The sequence below is a fragment of the Paenibacillus sp. JMULE4 genome (genome assembly GCF_013337105.1).
Classification (GTDB): domain Bacteria; phylum Bacillota; class Bacilli; order Paenibacillales; family NBRC-103111; genus Paenibacillus_G; species Paenibacillus_G naphthalenovorans.
Genome location: NZ_SGWF01000013.1, coordinates 233,428 through 258,585, shown reverse-complemented (window position 1 = coordinate 258,585; position 25,158 = coordinate 233,428). Strand labels below are relative to the sequence as shown.

The following is a 25,158-nucleotide window of genomic DNA, read 5'->3' as shown; positions in this document are numbered from 1 at the left end:
TTTTAGTAAATATCATTCACTAATTAAAGTAAGGTCAAAACAACGGACTGACTTTGCTGCGGAGCCTGTGCCGGATATATATGTGCTGAATTCATGGCGGACGGAATCATGGTTCGCGGAAAAACATACTATGGTATCGATTAAAAAGTATTGATTTTTTTTCCTTTTGATAATAAAATCAGTTTAGTGAACGGAATTTACCAAAAAGAGGAGGTGAAATCAAATGGAGACTGCAAAAAGCTCCTACGGCAACGTAGCTCATGCTTTAGACATCCTGCTGGCTTTTAAAGATAAAAGCGAGCTTTCTTTGGTTGAAATGTCGGAGCTTTTAAAAATCCGAAAAAGCTACTTGTTAAAAATATTGGATGGCTTAAAGGAGAAGCAATTTATTACCCAGGATTCCAGTACAGGAAATTACCAGCTGGGCTTGGCCTGCCTTGAATTGGGATATGCCTTCGAAAAGCGGTTGGATATTCGCAAGGTGACCCATCCTTCATTGGTAGAATTGGCTAAAGTTACGAATGAACTCGTTCACTTAGGTGTACTGGATGCCAATGTTGTCGTGCTGCTGGATCGGGTCGTTTCGAATGATTCATCCTTACGGTTGCAGTTTCACTTGTCATTAACGTCGCCGCCGTATTCCACGGCACTCGGAAAAGTCTTGCTGGCTTTCAGCGATGAAGCAAAGGTGGAGCATTATTTATCGACGACCAAACTGGAGCCGTATACTTCGCACACCACGGTGGACCCCAATATTTTCCGGCTGGAGCTGGCGCAAATCCGGAAGCTGGGCTACTATCTTTCGTATGAAACTTTCGAAAACGGGATTTCGTGCCTATCCGCCCCGGTGTTTTCCAGAAATGGCTCGATAGCGGCGGCGATCAGCATCTGTGCGCCAACCATTCGAATCATGTCCAAAGAAAAAGAATTGGTAAAGCATTTGCTTGAAACGACTTCCAAGGTATCAGCCAAATTGGGATACGCTCCAATGGAAGTGACAAGCTGACGACGGCGCTTTGGACAAAAAAAGAGGGATCTTTTCATAATAAATGGCAAGCGACCAAACTCCCATTTGAAAAGATGCACCTCCATCATTAAGTTTATCACACCAACGGAAAAAATTGAATGGCAGCATGTTTTTTTAACGTGTGTTCAGCGGTGCAGCATGCCTGTTTTTCGAGTTATTGAAAGCGTTATATTATAAAGGCGGATAGAACTTTGATAGAAAAAATCACTTGCTAAAGCGGGGGATACAATGGCTCAAGTTCAAATTGCAGCTCCACCGGAGATAAATAAGAAAAAAGCAAACAGAGCATTGTTGGCAAGTATGGTTGGAAGCTCCATCGAGTGGTTTGATTTTTTTCTTTACGGTTCCATGGCTGCATTGGTATTTAATAAACTGTATTTTCCCAGCGATGATCCCATAGTAGGCTTACTGCTGGCCTATATGTCGTTCGGGCTCTCGTTTTTCATTCGTCCCTTAGGAGGTATTGTATTTAGTCATATCGGCGATAAAATCGGTAGAAAAAAGACGCTGATGTTAACTTTAATGCTGATGGGCGGAGCAACCGTACTGATCGGTTTATTGCCGGATTATAATGCTATCGGGATTTGGGCTCCTATCCTGCTCGTCTTTTTGAGATTGTGCCAGGGCCTTGGGATCGGCGGGGAGTGGGGCGGTTCCGTACTGTTGGCCGTAGAATATTCATCCAAAAAGAACCGAGGGTTCTTCGGGAGTATCCCGCAGCTGGGCGTACCCGTCGGAATGCTTCTGGGAACTGTTGCCATCTCGCTGTTAAGCAATCTGCCGGAGGAACAATTTCTCTCATGGGGCTGGAGGCTGCCTTTTATCCTTAGCGCTGTATTGATTATTGTAGGTCTTTGGATTCGTAAAGGCATCGAAGAGACGCCGGTTTTCCAGGAAGCAAAAGAGAGCGGCGATATCGCCAAGATGCCGCTGGTGGATACGTTCCGGTATCACTGGAAATCCGTGTTCATTACTGCCGGCGCCAAATTTGTTGAAACCTCGCCCTATTATATTTTTGCTACTTTTGTAATCGCTTACGCTACGGGGTATCTGGGGTATCAAACGTCTACTGTTCTTAATGCCGTAGCCATTGCCAATCTGGTAACCATATTCATGATCCCTTTGATGGGGAAACTTTCGGATAAAGTCGGCAGAAAGCCGCTTTACATTGGCGGAACCATCGCGATGCTGCTGTTTGCCTTCCCGTATTTTTATTTGCTATCGCTGCAGTCTGCCATATGGTTGACCGTAGCGACGATTATCGCGATCGGCATTATATGGGCCCCGCTGGAGGCTGTGATGGGAACGATGTTCTCCGAGATTTTCAGCACGAATATACGTTATACGGGCATTTCTGTCGGGAATCAGTTGGGTGCCGCAGTGTTCGGAGGTACAACGCCGATGGTTGCGCTTGCACTGCTTAATGCTTTCAATGATTCCTGGGTACCGGTAGCTTTATACATTGTCGCCGCCTGCATCATTTCTCTTATTTCGCTTTTTGCCATACGCGAAGGGAAAAATTTGGACTTATAAGCACCACCGGATTCGATTTACCTAAATATATAAAAAAATAATCGGATTGAAATCAAAAAGGAGTGGATGATCTTGTCTTCCGTTTTTTTACCGGTCAGAATTGAATTTGGAATAGGCAGCAGTACGCGTATAGGTAGTGAATTCGATTCACTAAAGTGCAAACGAGTCATGATTGTTACGGATAAAGGAGTCATTCAGTCCGGTTTGCTGGAGAACATGACTCAAAGCTTGGCCGACAGCCATATACAGTTTGCGATATATGACAGGGTACTGCCCGATCCCAATATAGCGTGTGTGGAGCAGGCAAAGGAATTTTATTTTTCTGAACAATGCGACGGCATTTTGGCTGTGGGTGGCGGAAGCTCCATTGATACCGCCAAAGCGGCCGGAGTCCTGGTTACCAATTCGGAACCCATCATGAGCTATACGGGAATAGACCAGATTAAAAATCAGCTTCCGCCGTTGATTACTGTACCGACAACATGCGGGACGGGGTCGGAAGTAACGAATGTAACGGTAGTCACAGATGAGAATCATTTCAAGAAGCCCATTATATCATCCTACATCATCCCGAAAGTGGCTATATTAGATCCGAATTTGCTGCTTAGTCTTCCTCCTCATCTGGTTGCTTCTACCGGTATGGATGCATTGACTCATGCCATCGAAGCTTTAACGAATAACATTCAAAATTGGTATGGGGATTCCTGCGCTTTGGAGGCGATCCGTCTGATCGGCAAATCCTTGAGGCCTGCGGCGGCCAACGGAAACATTACCGATCTTGGCCGGATGCTGTATGCCAGCACATTGGCAGGCATCGCCTTTACCGTATCGCGTTTAGGCCTGGTTCACGCCATGTCGCACCCTGTCAGCGGTTTTGCGGGGATTCCGCATGGTGTAGCCAATGCCGTTTTATTGCCCTATGTGATGTCCTTTAATTTGGTCGGTAATCCGCATGCGTATGCGCTGGCGGCCAACGCCTTGGGGATCTCGCCGCAGGAAAATGAAATGGCGGCCGCCGTGGAGGGAGTAAAGGAGGTTATCAAATTAAACCATCAGCTTGGCATTCCCAAATCGTTTAAAGCACTTGGAGTGAATGAAGAACTGATCCCCGGCATGATCGAGGACACCTTCAAAAGCGGAAATGTCGCTATCAATCCAAGAAGGGTAAGCATAAGCGATGTAGAGCAAATCTATAAAAAATCGTTTTCCGGGGACAGCCCGCTGGGATTTATCGAGTGAGAGATAATTTAGAGGAGGAGAAACTATGCGTTATTTAAACTACATTAACGGGCAATGGAAAGAACCGGTTTCAGGAGATTACAAATTGAACTTGAGTCCGCATAATCAGGAGGTTTTGGGAGAATTCCCGTCAAGTTCGGCGGAAGATGTGCAGGAGGCGGCGGCCGCGGCAAAGAAGGCATTTTCTTCATGGAAGAAGCTTTCATTTCAACAGCGGGCATCCTATTTGATCAAAGCAGCAGCCATTTTGAACGAAAAAGTCGAGGAAGTAGGCCGTGACCTCTCGCTGGAAGAAGGAAAAACATTGGCAGAGGGCATTGGCGAGACACGGCGTGCGATCAGTATTCTGGAATATTATGCGGCGGAAGCCCGGCAGCCGATCGGTGAAGTGATCCCTTCCGTCAATGCGGAAACCTTCTTGTATACGACACGTGTTCCGGTAGGCCCTGTCGGATTGATAACCCCTTGGAATTTTCCGATTGCGATTCCGATGTGGAAGATGGCGCCGGCCCTCATTTACGGGAATACCGTGGTGATTAAACCGGCGGACATTACTCCGAAATGCGTTTACCATATCATCAGTGCACTTGATGAAGCGGGACTGCCCGCAGGCGTCGTCAATTGCGTATTTGGCAGAGGATCCGTCATTGGTACGGCTTTGGTTGAGAATCCGCATATCAAAGCGATTTCGTTTACAGGCTCCAACCAGGTCGGCCATCAGATTCAGAATCAAGCCGTAGCTTCGGGCAAGAAGGTCCAATTAGAGATGGGGGGCAAAAATCCGCTTGTGGTGCTGGCCGATGCCGACTTGGAGAAAGCGGTGGACATCGCGATTAGCGGGGCATTTAGATCCACCGGACAAAAATGTACGGCAACAAGCCGCGTTATTGTGGAGGAAGGCATATATGAAGTCTTCCGCGACCGGCTGGTCGAACGTACGAAGCAGTTGAAAGTGGGCAATCCGTTGGATGCGGACACCTTCATCGGCCCTGCCGTATCCCAATCGCAGCTTGACGGCGTATTGGAGCTGATCGAAGCGGGGAAGGCGGAAGCGACATTGCTCTGCGGAGGCGAACGGCCAACGGACCCGTCGCTTGCAAACGGATTTTATGTGCTGCCGACCGTATTCGAAAATGTATCGAGAGATGCGCGAATTGCGCGCGAAGAAATATTCGGTCCAGTGATCGCGCTGTTTAAGGCGAAAAATTACGATGAAGCGATCGAGCTCGCCAACGATACGGAATTTGGCTTGAGTGCGGCGATCTGCACCAACAACCTGACGCTGGCGGAGCGATTTGTCGAAGACATCGAAGCGGGGATTGTGCATGTCAATTCGGAAACGGCGGGCGCGGAGCCGCAGGTTCCGTTCGGCGGCTGCAAGAATTCAAGCACAGGTTCGCGGGAACAGGGCAAGACGGCGATTGAATTCTATACGCAGGTGAAGACCGTTTATAAGGACCGGTTGTAATACGTCCCCGAAATCATTTCATTGTTTATTAAAACTTAATGAATAAGGAAGGATGAACCGCATGATTACCGCCAATGCAAAATCAAAAAAGTCGTTAAAGCATGGGATTATTGATTGCGATTTTCACCAAACCTTAAAAAGTTATGACGACTTAAAGCCTTATCTTCCCAGGGTATGGTGGCCCCGGTTGAGCGCTCCCGAGGCTTCGCTGCCCATAACAATTTTTAAACCCATTCCATTGTCCCGCAGGGATGCGTCGCCGGGCAACGGATTGCCTGCCGGTTCAGACCCGGAATATGCCATATCCGATGCGCTTGACCGCTACAATATCAGCAAAGCGATTCTTACGGGCAGCCTGCTTACGATCTCCGCTCACAATAACCCGGATTACGCGGCGGCTGTGGCCTCGGCATTCAATGACTATACGCTCGACACATGGATTCCGACGGACGATCGTTGGCTGGCCTCGATCCTTGTAGCTACCCAGGATCCGCTCCTGGCGGCAAAGGAAATCGACCGTCTCGGTTCGCATCCGAAAGTCGTTCAAGTGATTATGGCCGTCTCGTCAAGAGAACCTTACGGGCAGCGCCGTTATTATCCAATATATGAAGCGGCTGTGCGCAACAATCTGGTCGTTGCGTTCCACGGCGGCGGCGAAGGAGACGGGATCAATCCTCCCATTTCGGCAGCGGGTTATCCGACAACGAATTTTGAACGCCATAATATTTTGGCGATCCATCATATGTCGCAGATCAACAGTATTGTTTGCGAGGGTGTATTTGAAACCTTCCCAACCCTGAAAATCGCCTTCATTGAGGGAGGCTTGGCATGGGTGCCGCATCTGATGTGGAGAATGGACAAAAATTTCAGGGCCATGCGCAGCGAAGTTCCGTGGCTGAAAAAGAAACCAAGCGAATATATCATTGAACATTGCCGCTTTACAACACAGCCTATCGAGGAGCCGAGCAATCAGGAGCTCATCCAAATGCTCAGCATGATGCGGGCGGAGAAAACCGTCATGTTTGCAACCGATTACCCTCATTGGGACAATGACACTCCAACCTTCGTCCTCCAAAAACTGCCGGAGGAGCTGCGCCGCCGTATAGCCTTTGAGAACGCTGCCGAACTGTATGGGCTGACGGACAGCTATTCCGTAGAGGAAGAAGGTGGCCTGACAGGATGAAGCACGTTGCAGCGGAAGTCGGAGAGATCGCAGTCGGAACATGCAAGATCATCAGCATTGAAGGGCGAAGCATCGGGATTTATTACGATGGCGAGCGTTATCATGCCATTCGCAATGTGTGCCCGCATGAACAGGCGGAGCTGTGCAAAGGCCATTTTTCGGGAACCACGTTGACTTCCAAACCGCATGAATACATTTACGGTATGGAAGGAGAAATTCTGGTTTGTCCTTGGCATGGATGGGAATTCAATGTAAAGACAGGAGCGTCGCTCGTCGATCCGGACAGGTACAGGGTAAAGGTATACGATGTTTCCGTTGAAGAGGACAGAATTGTGGTGCACGTTTAAATTTCCGGACAAATAACCTGGGCCGGACCAATAAATTTGGGCCGGCCAGATTAACCTAAGGAGTGAGATCATTATGGCAGTAAATGAAGTGAAACCTGCAGAGCCTAAAATCAAAATGAAGCGCAGCATTATTGATGTCGACATTCATAATTATACCCCACTTGATGTGATCAAGCAGTATTTGCCCCGGGCTTACCGGGATCAAATCGATTTGTGGGGGTGGCGGCTCCCGGGTTCTTTATATCTGAACGGGGGGATTAAAGTGGGCCAGATGGCCGACTCTGTTCCTCCTGGCGGAGGCTTTCCCGGAAGCGACCTGAATTTCATGAGAGAACAGCTGTTGGATCCGTATCAAATCGAGTATGGGATATTAACCGGCAGCGATTACTCGTGTCAGGCTTCGCCCGATCTCGATTACGCCGCTGCGATCAGCACCGCGATTAATGAATACACATTGGAGCATTGGCTTGCAAAGGACAGCAGGCTGAAAGGGTCCGTATTTATTCCTAAGCAGGATCCGCTGCAGTCCGCAAAAGAAATTCGCCGTGTCGGTTCTCATCCGGATATGGTTCAAGTCATTGTGTCCAGCGGGGCTGAAAAACCGTACGGGCACAGGTACTACCATCCGATTTACGAAGCCTGCGTCGAGCATAATCTTCCTTTTACGATTCATGTCCTGATGGAAGGGGTCGGCATTAACGGGCCGAATACCGGCGCCGGTTACGTCAGCTATTACCCCGAGTATCGGGCCAGCAGACCGATGGTGATGGCGGCGCACCTGGCGAGCTTTATCTATGAAGGCGTTTTCGAAAAATTCCCGACCTTAAAGGTCGTTCTTCAGGAGGCAGGCGTGTTTTGGCTTGCGCCGTATTTATGGAAGCTGGACGAGGATTGGAAAGCGCTGCGCTTCCAAACGCCATGGGTGAAGAAAAAACCGAGCGAATATTTCCGCAGCAATGTGCGAGTGTCCTCGCAGCCGCTTGAGCCGACGCCGAATCCGGAGACGTTTACCCAAATGATGAACGCCGTTTATGCCGACGAGGTCTTAATGTTCTGCACGGATTACCCGCACTGGGATTTTGACTCGCCTGTGAGAGCGTTTCCCAAGTTGGAAGATTCATTATGGGAGAAAATTTTTTATCAGAATGCAGCTGATCTATATGGTCTGCCGGCAAGAGGAGCTCGAAAGGAAGGTGCAAAGTGATGTCTGTTTTTCTGGTTGGCAAGGCATCGGAAATTCCTGAAGGAAAGAAAAAGATCGTTGAAGCGAATGGCCGAAGCATCGGTGTTTATAACATCGCGGGGCAATTTTATGCCATCCGCAACACTTGCCCGCATCAGGGAGCGGCTCTTTGCGCCGGCCTTACGGCAGCATATATTACCTCTACGGGTCCTGGCCACTTTGAATACGAACGTGACGGCGAGATTGTAAGATGCCCATGGCACCAATGGGAATTCGACATTAAAACGGGCTGCATGATCGTGGATCCTAAGATGAGAACGAAGAGCTATGAAGTAACCGTCGAGCGCTACGATGTATCCATTGAAGACAATGAGGTATACATCCATCTGTAACAGCGATGACCATAAAGCCGGCTTGACTTTGACTAAATGCGCGAAGTGAATTTAAATCATAGACTGCCCGTGATCGATCGGGATCATGGGTAGTCTAAATGGGGGAAATATTCATGCAGCAAAAGCAAGAATCAAAAAAACATCGACCAAGGCACTTGTGGCGAGTTTGATCGGAAGCTCGATCGAGTGGTACGATTATTTTCTCTATGGAACGCTTGCAGCACTTGTATTCAATAAAATATTTTTCCCTACGATCGATCCTGTCGTGGGTTTGATGCTCGCTTACACCTCGTTTGCCCTTCCGTTCTTTATTCGCCCGCTGGGCGGCGTCATCTTCAGCCATATAGGGGATAAAATCGGACGGAAAAAAACGCTTGTTCTCACATTAGGATTGATGGGAGGCGCCACGGTTTTAATCGGTTTGCTTCCTTCGTATGAAACGATTGGCGTATGGGCTCCGATTTTGCTTATTACCTTAAGGCTTATACAGGGGCTTGGCATCGGAGGAGAATGGGGTGGCGCCTTGCTGCTCGCAGTCGAGTATGCGCCTAAAGGCAAGAGGGGTTTCTTTGGAAGCGTGCCGCAAATGGGAGTTACCATCGGCCTGCTTCTTGGTACAATATCGATTACGCTGATGACTGCACTGCCTGACAATCAATTTTTGGCTTGGGGCTGGCGTGTGCCGTTTATTTTAAGCGCCGTGCTCGTTCTGCTCGGGTTGTGGATCCGGAAGGGGATCGATGAAACACCCGCGTTTAAGGAAGCCAAAGAAAGCGGAAACATAGCCAAGGTTCCGATTGTTGACACGTTCCGTTACCATTGGAAATCCGTGCTCATTGCCGTGGGTCTCAAAGCCGGAGAAACGGCTCCGTTTTATATTTTCTCGACGTTCATTATTTCCTACGCCACGGGGCATCTGGGATTCACAGCTACACCGGTGCTGAATGCAGTGACCATCGGAACGTTAATTACAACCATCGCGATTCCTTTTATGGGGGCTTTTTCCGATAAAGTGGGACGAAAACCCTTGTTCATCTGGGGAATCGTTGCCATTGTTTTGTATGCGTTCCCATATTTCTATATTCTTTCGCTGGGCTCGACGCTGTGGTTAACGATTGCGACCATCATCGGATTAGGCATCTTGTGGGCTCCGGTTACGGCTGTGCTGGGGACGCTTTTTTCCGAAATTTTCAGTACGAACGTTCGGTACACGGGCGTAACCGTCGGCTATCAATTAGGGGCTGCATTGGCTGGAGGCACCGCTCCGCTGATTGCTACGGCGCTGATGAACGGTTTTAACAATTCCTGGGTGCCCGTTGCGGTCTACATGATGGTGATCGGATTGCTGTCTCTTTTTGCGATATTCAACACGCGAGAAACGAAAGATCTTGCTTTTGAGAGCAACGAAATTGAAAGTACAGAACAAGAGTTTATTCTGATCGCGCAGGGTGAAGTGCAGAAGAGTTAGCGGACTTGCTGCAGGCGACAGGTTAACCTGTCGAAACTCATCATCACCGCGCCGAACTGCAAGGATCATACGGGGCTGCATAGGAAAAAGGTTCAACCGGTCAGGTCTGATCTGACCGGTTGTTTGCATTCTCCTTGTTCATGACATCGCGGAACGTCTCCATGAAAGCAGTGACGGCTTTCGATAAATATCTGCCTTTGCGGTAAGCGATCACCAGCGTCCGCGTGGGCCGGATCGTCAGCGGCAGGTAAGCCGGCGCGAACTCGCTATGTCGTCCCCGGGACACCATAAGCGGCACGAAAGCAATGCCCATCCCTGCGGCTGCAAGGGATTGAACGGTTTCGATGTTGCTGCTCTCGAACACGATGTTGGGAGTAAATCCGGCCTGCTGACACAAATCGAGCGTAATTTGGCGGAAGCCCTGTCCTTTTTTCAGCGTAATGAAAGGTTCGTTCCTCAGTTCGGCGATATCAACCGCTTTGGCCTGTCCATCGGCGCTGTATTGGGCTAACGGATGCGTCTTCGGAACGGTCAGCACAATTTCCTCTTCGATCACGGCTTCATAGTCGAGCGTTTCATCGATAAGCGGCAGCGACAGGAGGCTGATATCGGCCTGCCCGCTTGCGGTCAGCTGCTCCAGATTGGTCGTCGTCTCCTCCACAAGGACGATATCGATCTCCGGATAGCGTGCCTGGAACGCCGGCAGCACCAAGGGCAGCACATGGGCGCCCGTAATGGGCAGGCTGCCGACGACCAGCCTGCCTTTGCGCATTTGGGAGATGTCCTCCATCTCTTTTTTGAGCTGCTCGACCATGTCGAGTATTTTTTGCGCCTTCTCGACAAACAGGGTTCCGGCATAAGTGGCTTCCACGGAGTTCGTGGTTCTCTGAAACAAAAGGACGCCGATTTCTTTCTCCAGTTTGGACAGCTGTTGGCTGAGCGAGGGCTGGGCGATATGCAGCTTTTCGGCGGCCCTGGAAAAGTTTTTGTCTATGGCGATTTGCAGTGCGTATTGCAGTTGTCGAAGCTCCATCATCACCGCTCCTTTACGATTGCTTATAATCAAAAACTATCAATCTTATAGATATTATATCTTGGATCAATGAAGATGGAAATGGTACGATATTACGCATAGGATGCATCATATTATATTGAGGTGGAACCGATGGCAAAAACAATTATCGAAAAAATTTGGGATAACCATGTCATTCATTCGGAACCGGGCAAACCAAGCATTATTTACATCGATCTTCATTTGGTTCACGAAGTGACTTCCCCGCAAGCGTTCGAAGGTCTTCGCATGGCCGGCCGCAAAGTGCGCCGTCCGGATCTGACGTTCGCGACAATGGATCACAACGTCCCGACGAAAGACCGTTTCAACATTACCGATCCGATCTCCAAGCAGCAGATCGACACGCTTGCCAAGAACTGTGCTGATTTCGGCGTGAAGCTGTTTGACCTGAACCACATCGATCAAGGCGTTGTACACGTTATGGGTCCTGAAGTGGGACTGACGCATCCGGGCAAAACGATCGTGTGCGGCGACAGCCATACGTCCACGCACGGTGCGTTCGGCGCGCTGGCATTCGGAATCGGAACCAGCGAAGTGGAGCACGTGCTCGCAACGCAATGCTTGCAGCAGGCAAAACCCAAGACGCTGGAAGTGCGCATCAACGGCAAGCTGAGACCGGGCGTCACGGCGAAGGACTTGATTCTCGGCGTTATCGCCAAATACGGCACGGACTTCGCTACCGGCTATGTCATTGAGTACACGGGCGAAGCGATCCGCGGCTTGTCCATGGAAGAACGTATGACGGTCTGCAACATGTCCATCGAAGCCGGAGCAAGAGCCGGTTTGATCGCTCCGGACGAAACGACGTTCGAATACCTGCGCGGCCGCGACTATGTACCGAAAGGCGAAGCGTTCGATCAAGCGGTTGCCCGGTGGAAGCAGCTGGTTACGGACGAGGGAGCTGTTTACGATCGCGTAGTGGAATTCGACGCGGACAGCCTGATTCCTCAAGTCACCTGGGGTACAAGCCCGGGCATGGGTACGGATATTACGGCCAGCGTGCCGAACCCTGCTGATTTTCCAACGGAAAATGAGCGTAAAGCCGCCGAGAAAGCGCTGGAATACATGGCGCTCACACCGGGAACACCGATGACGGAGATCGCTATCGATTATGTGTTTATCGGCTCCTGTACGAACGGCCGGATCGAGGACCTGCGTGCGGCTGCGGAAGTGGCTCAGGGCTACAAGGTGGCTCCGAACGTTACCGCCATCGTAGTGCCGGGTTCAGGCCGCGTGAAAGCACAGGCGGAAAAAGAAGGACTCGACAAAATCTTTACCGAAGCCGGTTTTGAGTGGCGTGATGCGGGCTGCAGCATGTGTCTGGCGATGAACCCTGACGTGCTTCAACCGGGTCAGCGCTGCGCATCGACCTCCAACCGGAACTTCGAAGGCCGTCAAGGCCGCGGCGGACGTACGCACCTCGTATCTCCGGCAATGGCGGCAGCGGCTGCAATCAAAGGACATTTCACGGATGTGCGCGATTGGAAATTTAAAGTGAAGCAAGAAGCTTAAAATCAATCATTCTCATGTGAGGAGTTAACGACATGGAAGCTTTTAAACAGCATACAGGCCTGGTCGGTCCGGTGGACCGCGTGAATGTGGATACCGACGCTATTATTCCCAAGCAATTTCTGAAGCGCATCGAGCGCTCCGGCTTCGGTCAATTTTTATTCTATGAGTGGCGCTTTGACGAGCAGGGCGCCGTCATTCCGGAATTCAGTCTGAACCTGCCCCGCTATCAGGGCGCTTCGATACTGCTTTCCCGCGCCAACTTCGGCTGCGGCTCTTCCCGTGAGCATGCGCCATGGGCGATTCAGGACTATGGTTTTAAAGTCATCATCGCACCGTCGTTTGCCGACATTTTCTACAATAACTGCTTTAAGAACGGCATTCTGCCGATCAAGCTGAGCGAAGAGCAGGTCGAGGAACTGTTCCAGCGTACGGCAGCGAACGAAGGCTACAAATTGAGCGTTGATCTGGAGAACAAAACGATTAAGGACGGCCAAGGTCTCTCCATCAGCTTCGATCTGGATGAGCATCGCCGCCAATTCCTGCTGCAGGGGCTCGATGATATCGGCCTGACGCTGCAGCATGAAGACAAGATTGCAGCCTATGAAGCGGCTCACCAAGCCTTATAAGCCATTTTTGCAAATGAAAAAGCTGTTGAGAGAATATGCTCAGCAGCTTTTTTGCTGTCCATTTTGTTGTTTGCCGAATGATTTCTTATTGAAGAAAATAACATTAGGGAGATCAGGAAACGAATGAAGATTTTTTACTAAAGGTAAAACAGGGTGGGAATTTACAATCTTATTGATAGGTAATGCCATTTTTCTTTGGTCAAGAGTTTTATCAAAGAAAAATGCGATGACAAATACGCGATCGTGTTGATTGGGCACGATAGTTGATGAGCCGCCTTATCCGTAGGCGGTTTTCTATTGGTCAAGAATCAACAATAGCAAGAGCATGTTTTTTATTTCCATCTTCCAATGTATATAATAGCATTTGTAGTATACATAAAGGGGTGAGGGCCATGATTTTCAACAAAATCGGGATCGTCGGCGCGGGCACGATGGGGCAGGGCATTGCCGAAATGCTCGCCGGCAAAGGGCTTGATGTGGTGCTGATCGACCGCACGCCGGAAAAGCTGCTGCAAGCGATAGAGCAAATCGAAATGAGTTTGGATAAGCAGCTGGAAAAATGGGCGATCACCGCCGCGGAAAAGAAGATGATATTATCGAAGATACAAAAAGAAACGTATGTGCACCGAATGATGGAGTGCGATTTGGTCATCGAGTCGATCAATGAGGATTTGGAGCTCAAGAAGCAGCTTTTCCGGCAGCTTGACGATGTGTGTCCTCCAAACATCATTCTGGCCAGCAACACGTCTACGTTAAGTCTGACGGAGCTGGCGGCGGAAACCAAAGCACCCGAGCGGGTGATCGGCCTTCATTTTCTATATCCGGCATCGAAAATCCAGCTGGTGGAAATTATAAGAGCGCTGAAAACGAGTGATGACACCTTCGTCCGCACGAAGCAGTTTGTGGAAGAGACGATTCAAAAACGCGGGATTCAAGTATATGAATCTCCGGGCTTTGTGACGACGAGGCTATTCTGCGTGCTGATCAACGAGGCGATGCATGTGCTTTCCGAGCGGGTGGCCTCTGCAGAGGATATTGATACGGCTATGCGGATCGGATATGATTTCCATTACGGTCCGCTGGAGATGGCCGACCGGTTCGGTCTGGATTCGGTGCTTGCCTCTATGGAACGCATGTTTCGGGAATTCGGGGATGTGAAATACCGGCCGTCTGTACTGCTGAAGCAAATGGTGCGGGCCGGGCAGCTCGGAACGAAAACGGGACAAGGTTTTTTCCGCTACGATAAGGACGGTGACCGGCTATGATCATTCTAGTCGTTAATGCAGGCAGCTCGTCGCTGAAGTTTCAATTATATCAAATGAAGGATGAAACCGTGCTCGCTAAGGGCAAAGTGGAACGCATAGGGATGGAATCGGCGATTTTACACTTTGAACCTGCAGGAAAACAGGAAATCCGGGAAGTGCGGGAAATATTGGAGCATACGACAGCCTTTCGCAAAGTGATGGATATTCTTGTTCATCCGGTTCATGGCATCCTCCAGTCCGTGGATCAAATTCAAGCGGTCGGGCACAGGGTTGTGCATGGGGGGGAGTCGTTTTCCGGCTCCGTTTTGGTGGACGAGGAAGTCAAACGCGAAATCAAACGCCTGTTCGACTTGGCTCCGCTGCATAACCCGGCGCATATACTGGGGATCCAGGCCGTGGAAGCGAATATGCCCGATATCCCGCAGGCCGTTGTCTTCGATACGGCGTTTCATCAGACGATGCCGCCGACCTCTTATTTGTACCCGATTCCGATGGTGCTCTATAAAAAACACAAAATCCGCCGTTACGGCTTTCACGGCATGTCCCACGCCTATGTGAGCGAACGGGCCGCGGCTTTTCTGGGCCGTCCGCTGAAGGAATTGAAGCTCGTTACCTGTCATATCGGCAACGGCGCCAGCTGCGCAGCCATCTTGGGCGGCCGCTCGATGGATACGAGCATGGGGATGACGCCGCTGGAGGGGCTGATGATGGGTACCCGCAGCGGTGACATCGATCCGGCGATCGTGCCGGTTACGATGAGCAAAGAAGATCTGACGCTGGCGGAAGTGAGTTCGATGTTGAACCGGCACAGCGGGCTCATGGCGATCTCGGGCATCGGAAGCGACATGAGGGAGATCGAGCAGGCGATAAAAACGGGAGACCGCAATGCGTCGCTGGCGTTCGAAATGTACGAATACCGGCTGCGCAAATATATCGGCGCTTATGCCGCCGCAATGAATGGGTTGGATGCCGTTGTGTTTACTGCTGGTGTGGGAGAGAATTCTGCGATGCTCCGGGCTGCGGTTTGCCGGAATTTGAGTTTCCTCGGGATCGAGCTGGATGAGCAAGCGAACGAACGCAAGGAGTCCGGGGAACGGGAAATCACGGCGCCGGAGTCCAAGGTAAAGGCGCTGGTCATTCCCACCAATGAAGAACTCGTCATCGCCAGGGATACATACCGTTTGATTTTACACCGCAATGATGTAGAATAATGAGATAAGGCGAATACCGAACGTCTGTTCATTGATAAATGCTACATAACGAAACACGGGGGAGGATGGTTTCATGAGCCGCAATTTATGTATGATCCGGGACGTGGATCAGCATGTGAACGAAACCGTTACGATCGGATGCTGGCTGCACAATAGCCGATCCAGTGGGAAAATCCGTTTTTTGCAGCTGCGCGACGGTTCCGGTTTTATTCAAGGCGTGGTTGTAAAAAACGAAGTGGATGAGCAGGTATGGGAGGATACGGGCAAGCTTACGCAGGAGAGCTCCTTGTACATCACGGGCGTAGTGCGTGAAGATGCCCGCAGCAAGGGCGGCTACGAGCTGACGGTTACGGGAGTGGAGATCATTCAGCTCACAAGCGATTATCCGATTACACCCAAGGAGCACGGGGTCGATTTTCTGATGGATCACCGCCACCTGTGGATCCGTTCTCCGCGGCAGCGCGCGATTCTGGTGATTCGGGCGCAAATCATCCGGGCGGTGCAGCAGTTTTTCGATGAGCGGGGCTTTCATCTGGTCGACCCGCCGATCCTGACGCCTTCTTCGGCGGAAGGGACGACGAGCTTGTTCCATACCAAATATTTCGATGAGGATGCATTCCTGACCCAGAGCGGCCAGCTCTACATGGAGGCTGCGGCCATGGCGCTCGGCAGGGTTTATTCGTTCGGGCCAACGTTTAGGGCGGAGAAGTCCAAGACGCGCCGTCATTTGATCGAGTTCTGGATGATCGAGCCGGAGATGGCCTTCTTCACGCATGAGGAAAACCTTGAAATACAGGAGCAATTTGTCGCCTACATTGTGAAGTCGGTGCTGGAGCACTGCCGCAGGGAGCTTGAGGTGCTGGGGAGGGACGTATCCAGGCTGGAGGGCATCGAGGCTCCTTTTCCGCGCATTACATACGACGAGGCGGTTAAATTTCTGCAGGAGAACGGCCATGAAATCCAATGGGGGGAAGACTTCGGCGCTCCCCACGAAACGGCGATAGCCCAACAATATCATAAGCCGGTGTTTATTACTCATTATCCGACGGACATTAAGGCGTTCTACATGAAGCCGGATCCTGCACGGCCTGAAGTGGTGCTGTGCGCAGATTTGATCGCGCCGGAAGGATATGGGGAAATTATCGGCGGCAGCCAGCGGATCGACGATCCGGAGCTGCTGGAGCAAAGGTTTCAGCAGCACGAGCTGTCGAAGGAAGCGTATCAGTGGTATCTCGACCTGCGCAAGTACGGATCGGTGCCGCATTCCGGCTTCGGTCTGGGGCTGGAGCGCACAGTGGCCTGGATATGCGGTCTCGACCACGTTCGCGAGACGATTCCGTTCCCGCGGCTGCTGTACCGTTTATACCCGTAATATCCGAAAGGAAGGGCTTGCATGAGAAGGAGCGAACAAGATACGAAGGAGCTGCCGTCCGTGCTGCTCGCGGGCTGGCAGGAGGGGAACGTGAATGTTCCTTATTGGCTGCTCCGGTATTACACGCAGCTTCGGCTGCAGGAGCAGGATGTCATGCTGATTCTTCACGTTATGGCTTTCAAGCAAAAGGAAAACAAGGATTTTCCGACGTTCGAGGAGATCCAGTCGCGCATGTCGATCCCGCAGGAGAAGGTCATTGCCGTCCTGCAAAAGCTGCTGAAGGAAGGGCTGCTGAGGATTGACGAGGAGACGGATCCGTTATCTGCGGTTCACAGCGAGAAATATAATTGGCAGCCGCTGATGGAGCGGCTGGCGGAGTGCCGCCTGGAAGAGCTGCTGGAGGAACGCGCGGCCTTGCGCAGGCAAGCGGGTGCAGACGCATCCGGCAAAAAGGATATCTTTACCATCTTCGAAAAAGAGTTCGGGCGTCCGCTTACCCCGATGGAGCTGGAGTCGATCTCGGGTTGGATGGATAAGGACGGATATCCCGAGGAGCTTATTCTTGCCGGGCTGAAGGAAGCGGTATTCGCAGGAAAGGTGCATTTTCGTTATATCGACCGGATTCTTCTGGAATGGCAGCGAAACCGGATCAAAACCGTAGAACAGGCGAAGGAGCATTCCCAGAAATTCCGTGCACGTTAACCAAGAGACAGCAGGGGTTGTCCCGGGCTGTTCATGAAATCCCTCAAAGGGAAGGACCAAGAGTGTCCTCCTCTTTGAGGGATTTTTTTGTATTGCAGCGGAGGGATGAAGATCACCTATTTCCAAAGAGGAATCGGAGGAAGAGGTCGTATTATGGAAAAAAATTTTAAAAAATAATGATCATTTTGTAACCTTTCTTTGAACATCTACGTCTAAATGGATGGTAGTTACACTTTCTGGCAGATTATAGACAAATCCATAACCGGAAGGAGGGCCCATATGATTCGATGGCTGCGCAGACGACATCAAGACGGGATGCACAGGAAGCCGCTTCCTGAAGTTCCACCGGCACCGCAGGACTTACGCGGGGGGCAAGCGCAGGCGGAAGCGGAGAGCGCCTCTTCGGCACAGGCCCTGATGGACGATCCTTCGGAGCATGAACCGGTTATCGATACGAGCAAACCGCTCCTCACCGTAACCGGTGTGGAACGTTCTTTTTCAGTGGGAGGACATGAACTGCATGTGTTGAAGGGAATTGACATGGAGCTGTTTCCCACACAGCTTGTCATGCTGAAGGGAAGATCCGGCTCGGGCAAAACTACGCTTCTGAATTTGATCGGGGGGCTGGATCTGCCTAACCGCGGGGAGATCCGGTTCAAGGAGCATTGGATTCATCAATGCAGCGACGATCGGCGGACGTACATAAGAAAAACTGAAATTGGATTCATTTTCCAGTCGTTTGCATTAATGCCTCTGTTATCGGCTTGGGAGAATGTGGAGCTGTCGCTGCGGATGGCCGGTCGGCCAAGATCCGAATGGAAGGCGCGCGTGGCTCACTGTTTGGAGCTTGTAGGTCTGGGCAAACGGATGCATCACCGGCCGTTCGAGCTCTCCGGGGGAGAGCAGCAGCGCGTAGCCATTGCCAAAGCGATAGCTCATAAACCCAGTCTGCTGCTGGCTGACGAGCCGACTGCAGAGCTGGATTCGCAAATGGGAGCTCAGGTCATGACCGTTTTTCGGGACATCATCCGAACGGAACGCATGACGATCTGCATGACAACGCATGATCCGACAATAATGGAGGTTGCCGACCGTGTATTCGAAATGGTGGATGGGAAGTTTATCAATAGTTAAAAAAGGGGGAAAGCCTTTCCTGCTCGTATGCATGGCGGCATCGTTGGCCGTTTCTTCGGGCTGCTCGCTTTTGCCAAAAGAAGAGGAGGAAGAAATCGTACCCATCGTCAAGCCGCCCCAGCTTTCCAAAAAACCGGAGTATGTGGTGAAGACGGATACGCTGGAAACGAAGGTGCGCGGCTCCGGGAAGCTGATGGCCACGGTGGAAGAAGACTTGTATTTTACCGATGAGAACAGCCGCCGCATCAAAAATGTTGCCGTAAAGGCCGGAGACCAGGTGACACAAGGCCAATTGATCGCCGAACTGGATGTCACGGAGCTTGAAAGCCAGCTGAAGCAGAAACGGCTTCAGACGCGCAAAGACGAGCTGACCATGATTGAGACGCTGCGCAAGGCCGACGAGATGAGCGCCGAACAGTTGGAGCAGGCGAAGATCGATTTTGAGCTGAAGCGCGAAGAGCTGATTGAACTGGAGAAAACCATTGCGGGCGCAAAGCTTACGGCCCCGTTCTCCGGCACGATCGTATCGGTTTATCTGAAGAAAGGGGATACGGCTAAAGCTTATGATGCGGTAGCAACCATCGCCGACTTGTCCCAGCTGACGGTAGCGGCCACGCTCAGCGGGGAAGACTTGAAGAAAGTGGCGGTCGGCATGGAGGCCATTGTAGATATTAACTCGGCCGGTCAGCACAAAGGAAAAGTACTGCAGCTTCCGAATCCGAAAGCCGATGACGGCAGCGGGGGCGGCGGCTTTCCCGGCGACGGTCAGGGCAGGCAGCCTGATTCGATCGAAAACTATATGATCATCCAATTGGATCCGTTCCCGGAAAACCTGAATCGGGGCACACCGCTCAGCGTATCGGTCATTACGCAGCGCAAGGAGAATGCGGTTGTCATTCCGCTTGCCGCCCTTCGCTCGTATGCCGGCCGAAACTACGTACAGGTTGTGGATGACCAGGGCAGTAAAAGGGAAGTCGATGTGGAAATCGGCCAGCAGACGTCGACCGATGTGGAGATTGTGAAAGGTCTTACGCCCGGGCAGAAAGCAGTGGGACGCTGATGGCAATGCTTCGTTTTTTATTCCGCAAAATGTGGAATACGCGCTGGCTTACGCTCAGCACCTTAGCCGGCCTCATTATGGCTGTTGCGTTTACCACGAGCATTCCCATGTATTCGGACGGTTCGCTCAAGCGGGTCGTCGCTGCAACGCTGGAAGAGAAAAGCCAAGGAATGTCCGCCGGTTCGGTCTTGATCCGCTATCAAGCCTCCGGCAATGACCGGGCGGATCTGTCTGCATTTGCCGATGTCGATGCTTATATCAAAGAAGAGCTGCCGCAGGAAATCGGTTTCCCGGCGGACGCGTACGTTCGCAGTTTGTCCATACGCGGTTCGCAGCTTACCCCTGACGATCCGTCAAAAGTGGATCCGAGCAAGAGAAGGCAGATGACCCTGATGGCACAGAGCGGACTCAAGGAAGAGGTCGAGCTGACGCAGGGGAATTGGTTCTCGGAACAGCCGCAAGACGGCGTTATCGAAGTCGTTATCCATGAGGAAGCCATGTTCCGGGGGGACATGCGCGTCGGCGATGTATTTCATTATCCGATTTCCGGGGGACTCGGCATCGCCCCGCTGAAAGTAAAGATCGTGGGCATATTCAAGCCGAAGAATGATGCTGATCCGTATTGGTTTCAAGGAATAGAAGGGCTCATCACGACCTTTTTTATGAGCGAAACCGGGTTTAACGACGAGCTCTTGACGAAGAAAAAATTCCGCTCAACCTGGCGAACTGGTATTACGCTTTTGATTTGCAGGAAATCAAAACGAGCCAGCTCTCTTCGCTGCAGCGCAAGCTGGAGCGGCTCGACATTACGCTGTACCAGAAGCTGAAGGATACCCGGGTGGACGTATCGTTTATCCCTCTGCTGCAGGAATTTAAAGTACAAAGCCTGCAGCTGCAGATCCTGCTGTTCACTTTAGCCGCTCCCATGATTGCGATGGTATTCTATTACATCGTAATGAATGCCAGACAGTCTCTTGACCGGCAGCGAACCGTCATTGCGGTCATTCGAAGCCGGGGCGGGAGCACGAGACAAATTATATGGATCTATCTGCTGGAGGGGCTGCTGCTCGGAGGAGCAGCTATCATCATCGGTCCCATGCTCGGGTGGTTTATGGCCAAAAGCATAGGTTCATCCAGCGGTTTTCTTACCTTTGTGGACCGGGAGGCCGTTCCGGTCGGCCTATCTGAAGAAGCGCTGCTCTACGGGTTAGCCGCCGTGGTCATTGCTTTGATGGCCAGCGTGATTCCGGCCGTCATTTATGCCAGAGCCTCGATTGTCAGCCATAAACAACAATTGGCGCGCTCTGACAAAAAGCCGTTCTGGCAAAAATGGTTCCTTGATGTGCTGCTGCTGTGTCTGGTCGGATATGGGTATTACTTGTTCGGCCAGCGCCAGGAATTGTTCGCACAGACAGGGATGACGACGGATCAGCTGCAGGTGCATCCGCTGCTGTTTTTCATTCCGGCATTATCGATTATCGGGCTTGGGCTGTTTTTTCTGCGTATCTTTCCGTGGCTGCTCCGTTTCTGCAATTGGCTCGGCAAGCGGGTTCTGCCCGTTCCGATGTACTTAACGCTGACGCAGCTGTCCCGTTCGTCAACGGCCTATTATCCCCTGATGCTTCTGCTGATCCTGACACTGGGTCTTGGAGTGTACAACGCTTCGGCGGCGAGGACGATCGATCTGAACTCGACGGACCGGATTTTGTATGCCTACGGGACAGATGTGGTGATGAAAGCGGATTGGCAGGCTGTCGCCGAAACGCCACCTCAAGCCCCGAATCCGGGAAACGGTCAAGGTCAAGGCCAAGGCAATCCCGGAGGCAGCGCGGGAGGTAACCCGCAAAGCCCCGGGGGTTCGAATCCGGGTCAAGGCCCGGGCAGTCCCGGACAACCGGGCGGTCCCGGAGGCGGCACGGGAGGACCTCCGCCGACAATGCGCTATATCGAACCGCCGTTTGAGGTGTTCCGCCAGCTGGAAGGCGTGGAGCATGCGGCACGTGTCCTGCTGGCAAAAAGCAACGTTGTCGTTTCCGGCAAATCGCTCGGCCAGGGCATGCTGATGGGAATCGATAACGTCGATTTTGCGGAGGTGGCCTGGTTCCGTAAAGATTTGTTTTCTGTGCATCCCAACCATTACTTGAATCTGCTCGGACAATACGAGCAAGCGGTCATTATTCCGACAACGTTTGCCGAGAAGCATCAGATCAAGCCGGGCGATTTAATGAATATTACGATATCCGGCCAACCGGTGGAATTCGTCGTCGTTGCCGCCGTCCCTTACTGGCCGAGTCAATATCCGGAGCAGACGCCGTTTATGATCGCCAATCTGGAGTACATTTATGATCAGGCTCCGGTAACGCCTTATGAGGTTTGGCTGAAGATGAAAGACGGAGCCAAGGTCACGCCGTTGATCGAAACGCTCAGGGAAAAGAAAGTCGACATCGCCAGCGTCAAGGACGTCCGCAACGAGCTGATCTCTCAAAAAAGGCATCCGGCACGCGGAGGGGTATTCGGTATTTTGAGCCTTGGCTTCCTCGTCTCGGTGCTCGTTTCACTGATTGGCTACATCTTGTACTGGTTTTTCAATTTGTCCAGCCGGGTGGTCCAGTTCGGCGTATTGCGGGCGATGGGATTATCGAAACGTCAATTGACAGGCATGCTGCTGCTTGAGCAGACGTTTACCGCAGGCTTGGCGATTGTTCTGGGCTTAAGCATCGGTAAATTGACGAGCTACCTGTTCCTGCCTTTCCTCCAGACGGCAGAGAATGTCAAAATGCAGGTGCCTCCGTTTCGTGTGGTATTCGATGCCAGAGATACCGATCAGCTCTATGTCGTCGTAGCCGTCATGATGCTGACCGGTGCGGGCCTGCTGTTCCTTCATATCAGGCGCTTGCGTGTCCATCAGGCCGTGAAGCTGGGAGAGGAGAAATGATGTAGTGATTCATTGCGAAGGTCTCGTCAAAATATATAAGAGCGACGAAATTGAAGTCGTTGCGCTGCAGGGGCTTAATATTTCGGTAGACCAAGGCGAAATGATGGCGATTATCGGCAACAGCGGGAGCGGCAAATCTACGCTTCTGAACATCTTGGGCGGCCTTGACCGTCCTTCAGCCGGGCAAGTTCGCGTGGGAGAATGGAACCTGCTCAAAATTACGGATGAAGAGCTGGTCCAATATAAGCGCAATACCGTTGGATTCATCTGGCAGAACAATGCCCGTAATCTGGTGCCGTATTTGACGGCGCTTGAGAATGTGGAGATGCCGATGATGCTGAGCGGGAAATATGACCGGCATTACGCTGCACAGCTTCTGGAATGGGTCGGTCTCAAGGATAGGCTGAACAACAAGCTGCAGCAGCTCTCCGGAGGCGAGCAGCAGCGCGTGGCGATCGCCATAGCGCTGGCTAACCGGCCGTCCCTGCTCCTTGCCGACGAGCCGACGGGCTCCGTCGATACGAAGACGTCGGATATGATCATGGACATCTTCCGCCGCTTCAATACGGAGATGGGCGTTACCATTGTGCTCGTAACGCATGATATGGCGCTGGCCGGCAAGGTGGACCGCGTGGTTGCGATCCGTGACGGAATGACGAGCACCGAGTTCATCAAGCGGAATCCGAACCTGGATCAAGCTGCCGCAGGCGGCGGGACGATTCACGATGTTCACGAGGAATACGTGGTGCTGGACCGGGCCGGACGGCTGCAAATACCGAGAGCGTATTTGCAGGCGCTGGGAATCGAAAGCAAGGCGTCCATGGAATTTGACGGGGAGAAGATTATCATCAAAACGCCCAAATCATTGGATGAGACCGCTGTAAAGCTGCATTAAAGTACATTTAAAACCATAAAATCGGAGGGTTTTCAAAAATGAACAAATGGATCAAAAGAACGGCGGCGCTGTCGGTCAGCGTCGGTATGATGACACCTGTACTTGCAGCTTGTACGAGTCCGAACACATCGGACAACACGGAGCGCACACTGCGCATCGCCACGACGATGGGCTATAGCGCGAACGATGAATATTTTCGCCAGCGGTTTACCGAGCTTTATGAATTTGCCAATCCGAATGTGAAGATTGAAATCATCTCGGCCATGGACGACCGCTACATGTATGGCCGACCGGATCCCAACGAAAAGCCCCAGGATCCGCTGGAGAAGCTGAAGGAATTGATGCAGGGCGACAATCCGCCGGATATCGTCATGACCCAGTATGAGCAGCTGCCTGACTTGATCAGCAATAACTTGCTGACGCAGCTTGATCCTTTGATTACAAAGGACAAATTCGATATCAGCGATATCGTCCCGGCGGTGATCGAGGGCATCAAAAAGGTCGGTGAAGGTAAAATCTATGCGTTGGCGCCGACATTCAATTCTTCTGCCGTCATCTATAACAAAAGGTTGTTCGACGAAGCGGGAGTGCAGTATCCGACGGATAAAATGACCTGGGAGCAAACGTTTGATTTGGCCCGCCGGTTGGCCAAGGGAGAAGGGGAGAACCGGAAGTACGGATTCTCATTTTCGACTTACAATATGGGCGGGGACATGTCGTATGCGACGCAGCTTTACACGGCGCCTTTACGGCTGAGAATGTTTGACGACAATGGTGAGAAAATGACGGTCGATTCGGACCAATGGGAGAACGCATGGAAAACGATGCTGCAAATCCACACGGAAAAGCTTGTTCCCGGTCCGCTGGATATGTCCAAAATGAACGGGAGCATAGGTCCGAATGAAAACTATAATCCGTTCCAGCATGACGATTTCCTTTCGGGACGCGTAGCGATGGCGATCATTAACTATGGCGAGCTTGACCGCATCATCGATGTGATGAAGAATGCGGATCGGATTCAAGGCTTTTCTCCGTTCGAATGGGATGTCGTCACGCTGCCCGTTCATCCGGAAGCGCCGGATACAGGCGGATTTATCGGGATGGATGGAATTATGTCGATCAACGCCAAAGCGCAGGATCCCGAGGAAGCATGGAAGTTCCTGAAGTTTATTAACGGTGAGGAATGGGCACGGTTGAAGGCCGGCAGCTCGCATAATATCGTATCCCGGCAAAAATATATCAAGACAAAGGACGGGTTGGACTACAATCAACAAGCATTCACTTCATTAATGCCGGTACCGTTCGAAGACACAAAGCTTTATCTCAAAAATCCGAGATTGTATGAGGTGCAGAGCATAGGCTATCAGAAGCTTCAACAAGTGATGGAAGGCAAGCTTCAGGTCCGTGAAGCATTGAAGCAGTGGCAGACCGAAGGGGACGCCATGATTCAAAAACTCAAAGAGAATCCGAACGGCGAACCGGGTATGCCAGAACCAAGAACGTTGGGTTAACCCCGCTTGACTAACGAAAGGAA

Annotated in this window: 21 protein-coding genes and 1 pseudogene; 20 read left to right on the top strand and 2 right to left on the bottom strand. The window is 51.5% G+C overall.

Going from position 1 to position 25,158, the window contains the following annotated elements; translation table 11 throughout:
• The first annotated feature begins 223 nt into the window (after positions 1-223).
• The 9 genes from EXW96_RS12810 (at position 224) to EXW96_RS12770 (ending at position 9,840) form a co-directional block, all read left to right on the top strand.
• Positions 224-1,006 (top strand): IclR family transcriptional regulator, encoded by a 783-nt coding sequence (locus EXW96_RS12810; protein ID WP_054818089.1) that lies wholly within the window; start codon positions 224-226, stop codon positions 1,004-1,006.
• Between the two features lie 249 nt (positions 1,007-1,255).
• Positions 1,256-2,560, top strand: coding sequence for an MFS transporter (locus EXW96_RS12805; protein ID WP_171005930.1), 1,305 nt, complete (start codon positions 1,256-1,258; stop codon positions 2,558-2,560).
• Positions 2,561-2,626: 66 nt separating this feature from the next.
• Positions 2,627-3,799, top strand: coding sequence for an iron-containing alcohol dehydrogenase (locus EXW96_RS12800; protein ID WP_074729679.1), 1,173 nt, complete (start codon positions 2,627-2,629; stop codon positions 3,797-3,799).
• A 25-nt stretch (positions 3,800-3,824) separates the two neighbouring features.
• On the top strand, positions 3,825-5,267 hold the full coding sequence (locus EXW96_RS12795; RefSeq protein WP_062407717.1) for an aldehyde dehydrogenase family protein: 1,443 nt from the start codon (positions 3,825-3,827) through the stop codon (positions 5,265-5,267).
• A gap of 61 nt (positions 5,268-5,328) precedes the next feature.
• Positions 5,329-6,450, top strand: coding sequence for an amidohydrolase family protein (locus EXW96_RS12790; protein WP_062407719.1), 1,122 nt, complete (start codon positions 5,329-5,331; stop codon positions 6,448-6,450).
• Positions 6,447-6,797 (top strand): Rieske (2Fe-2S) protein, encoded by a 351-nt coding sequence (locus EXW96_RS12785; RefSeq protein WP_054818094.1) that lies wholly within the window; start codon positions 6,447-6,449, stop codon positions 6,795-6,797. The genes EXW96_RS12790 and EXW96_RS12785 overlap by 4 nt, the downstream gene beginning before the upstream one ends.
• 73 nt (positions 6,798-6,870) lie before the next feature.
• Complete coding sequence (locus EXW96_RS12780; protein ID WP_062407721.1) at positions 6,871-8,001, top strand: amidohydrolase family protein; 1,131 nt, start codon at positions 6,871-6,873, stop codon at positions 7,999-8,001.
• Positions 8,001-8,372, top strand: coding sequence for a Rieske (2Fe-2S) protein (locus EXW96_RS12775; protein ID WP_054818095.1), 372 nt, complete (start codon positions 8,001-8,003; stop codon positions 8,370-8,372). The genes EXW96_RS12780 and EXW96_RS12775 overlap by 1 nt, the downstream gene beginning before the upstream one ends.
• 85 nt (positions 8,373-8,457) lie before the next feature.
• Positions 8,458-9,840 carry an MFS transporter gene (locus tag EXW96_RS12770; RefSeq protein WP_174350683.1) on the top strand — a complete coding sequence of 461 codons (1,383 nt, stop codon included), beginning with the start codon at positions 8,458-8,460 and terminating at the stop codon, positions 9,838-9,840.
• A gap of 100 nt (positions 9,841-9,940) precedes the next feature.
• Here EXW96_RS12770 and EXW96_RS12765 read toward each other — a convergent pair whose 3' ends face one another.
• On the bottom strand, positions 9,941-10,873 hold the full coding sequence (locus tag EXW96_RS12765) for a LysR family transcriptional regulator (RefSeq protein ID WP_062407725.1): 933 nt from the start codon (positions 10,871-10,873) through the stop codon (positions 9,941-9,943).
• Positions 10,874-11,005: 132 nt separating this feature from the next.
• On the opposite strand from EXW96_RS12765, the gene leuC reads away from it, so the two are divergent.
• Together leuC and leuD are read left to right on the top strand one after the other, a co-directional pair.
• Positions 11,006-12,424, top strand: coding sequence for a 3-isopropylmalate dehydratase large subunit (gene leuC / locus EXW96_RS12760; protein ID WP_062407726.1), 1,419 nt, complete (start codon positions 11,006-11,008; stop codon positions 12,422-12,424).
• Between the two features lie 32 nt (positions 12,425-12,456).
• Positions 12,457-13,050, top strand: a complete 594-nt coding sequence (leuD, locus tag EXW96_RS12755) for a 3-isopropylmalate dehydratase small subunit (RefSeq protein WP_062407728.1) — start codon at positions 12,457-12,459, stop codon at positions 13,048-13,050.
• Between the two features lie 39 nt (positions 13,051-13,089).
• Here leuD and EXW96_RS12750 read toward each other — a convergent pair whose 3' ends face one another.
• Positions 13,090-13,308, bottom strand: coding sequence for a hypothetical protein (locus EXW96_RS12750; RefSeq protein WP_174350682.1), 219 nt, complete (start codon positions 13,306-13,308; stop codon positions 13,090-13,092).
• Positions 13,309-13,442: 134 nt separating this feature from the next.
• Between EXW96_RS12750 and EXW96_RS12745 the strand changes: the two genes are divergently transcribed.
• The 9 genes and pseudogenes from EXW96_RS12745 to EXW96_RS12705 all read left to right on the top strand — a co-directional run bounded on the left by EXW96_RS12745 (position 13,443) and on the right by EXW96_RS12705 (position 25,135).
• Entirely contained in the window at positions 13,443-14,315 is an 873-nt protein-coding gene (locus EXW96_RS12745) for a 3-hydroxyacyl-CoA dehydrogenase family protein (protein WP_174350681.1), read from the top strand.
• Positions 14,312-15,526: an acetate/propionate family kinase gene (locus EXW96_RS12740; RefSeq protein WP_174350680.1), complete on the top strand. Its 1,215-nt coding sequence runs from the start codon at positions 14,312-14,314 to the stop codon at positions 15,524-15,526. The genes EXW96_RS12745 and EXW96_RS12740 overlap by 4 nt, the downstream gene beginning before the upstream one ends.
• Before the next feature lie 73 nt (positions 15,527-15,599).
• Complete coding sequence (gene asnS / locus EXW96_RS12735; protein WP_137670521.1) at positions 15,600-16,898, top strand: asparagine--tRNA ligase; 1,299 nt, start codon at positions 15,600-15,602, stop codon at positions 16,896-16,898.
• A gap of 21 nt (positions 16,899-16,919) precedes the next feature.
• Positions 16,920-17,600 (top strand): DnaD domain-containing protein, encoded by a 681-nt coding sequence (locus EXW96_RS12730; protein ID WP_062407733.1) that lies wholly within the window; start codon positions 16,920-16,922, stop codon positions 17,598-17,600.
• A 279-nt stretch (positions 17,601-17,879) separates the two neighbouring features.
• The gene (locus tag EXW96_RS12725) at positions 17,880-18,734 is read left to right on the top strand and encodes an ABC transporter ATP-binding protein (RefSeq protein ID WP_254611366.1); all 855 of its coding nucleotides are present in this window, start codon (positions 17,880-17,882) and stop codon (positions 18,732-18,734) included.
• Complete coding sequence (locus EXW96_RS12720; RefSeq protein WP_375256450.1) at positions 18,694-19,794, top strand: efflux RND transporter periplasmic adaptor subunit; 1,101 nt, start codon at positions 18,694-18,696, stop codon at positions 19,792-19,794. The genes EXW96_RS12725 and EXW96_RS12720 overlap by 41 nt, the downstream gene beginning before the upstream one ends.
• Positions 19,794-22,729 (top strand): annotated as a pseudogene (locus EXW96_RS12715) (ABC transporter permease). Before EXW96_RS12720 ends, EXW96_RS12715 begins: the two are co-directional and overlap by 1 nt.
• A gap of 4 nt (positions 22,730-22,733) precedes the next feature.
• On the top strand, positions 22,734-23,624 hold the full coding sequence (locus EXW96_RS12710) for an ABC transporter ATP-binding protein (protein ID WP_074729681.1): 891 nt from the start codon (positions 22,734-22,736) through the stop codon (positions 23,622-23,624).
• Between the two features lie 38 nt (positions 23,625-23,662).
• The gene (locus EXW96_RS12705) at positions 23,663-25,135 is read left to right on the top strand and encodes an ABC transporter substrate-binding protein (protein ID WP_174350679.1); all 1,473 of its coding nucleotides are present in this window, start codon (positions 23,663-23,665) and stop codon (positions 25,133-25,135) included.
• The last annotated feature ends 23 nt before the right edge of the window (positions 25,136-25,158 follow it).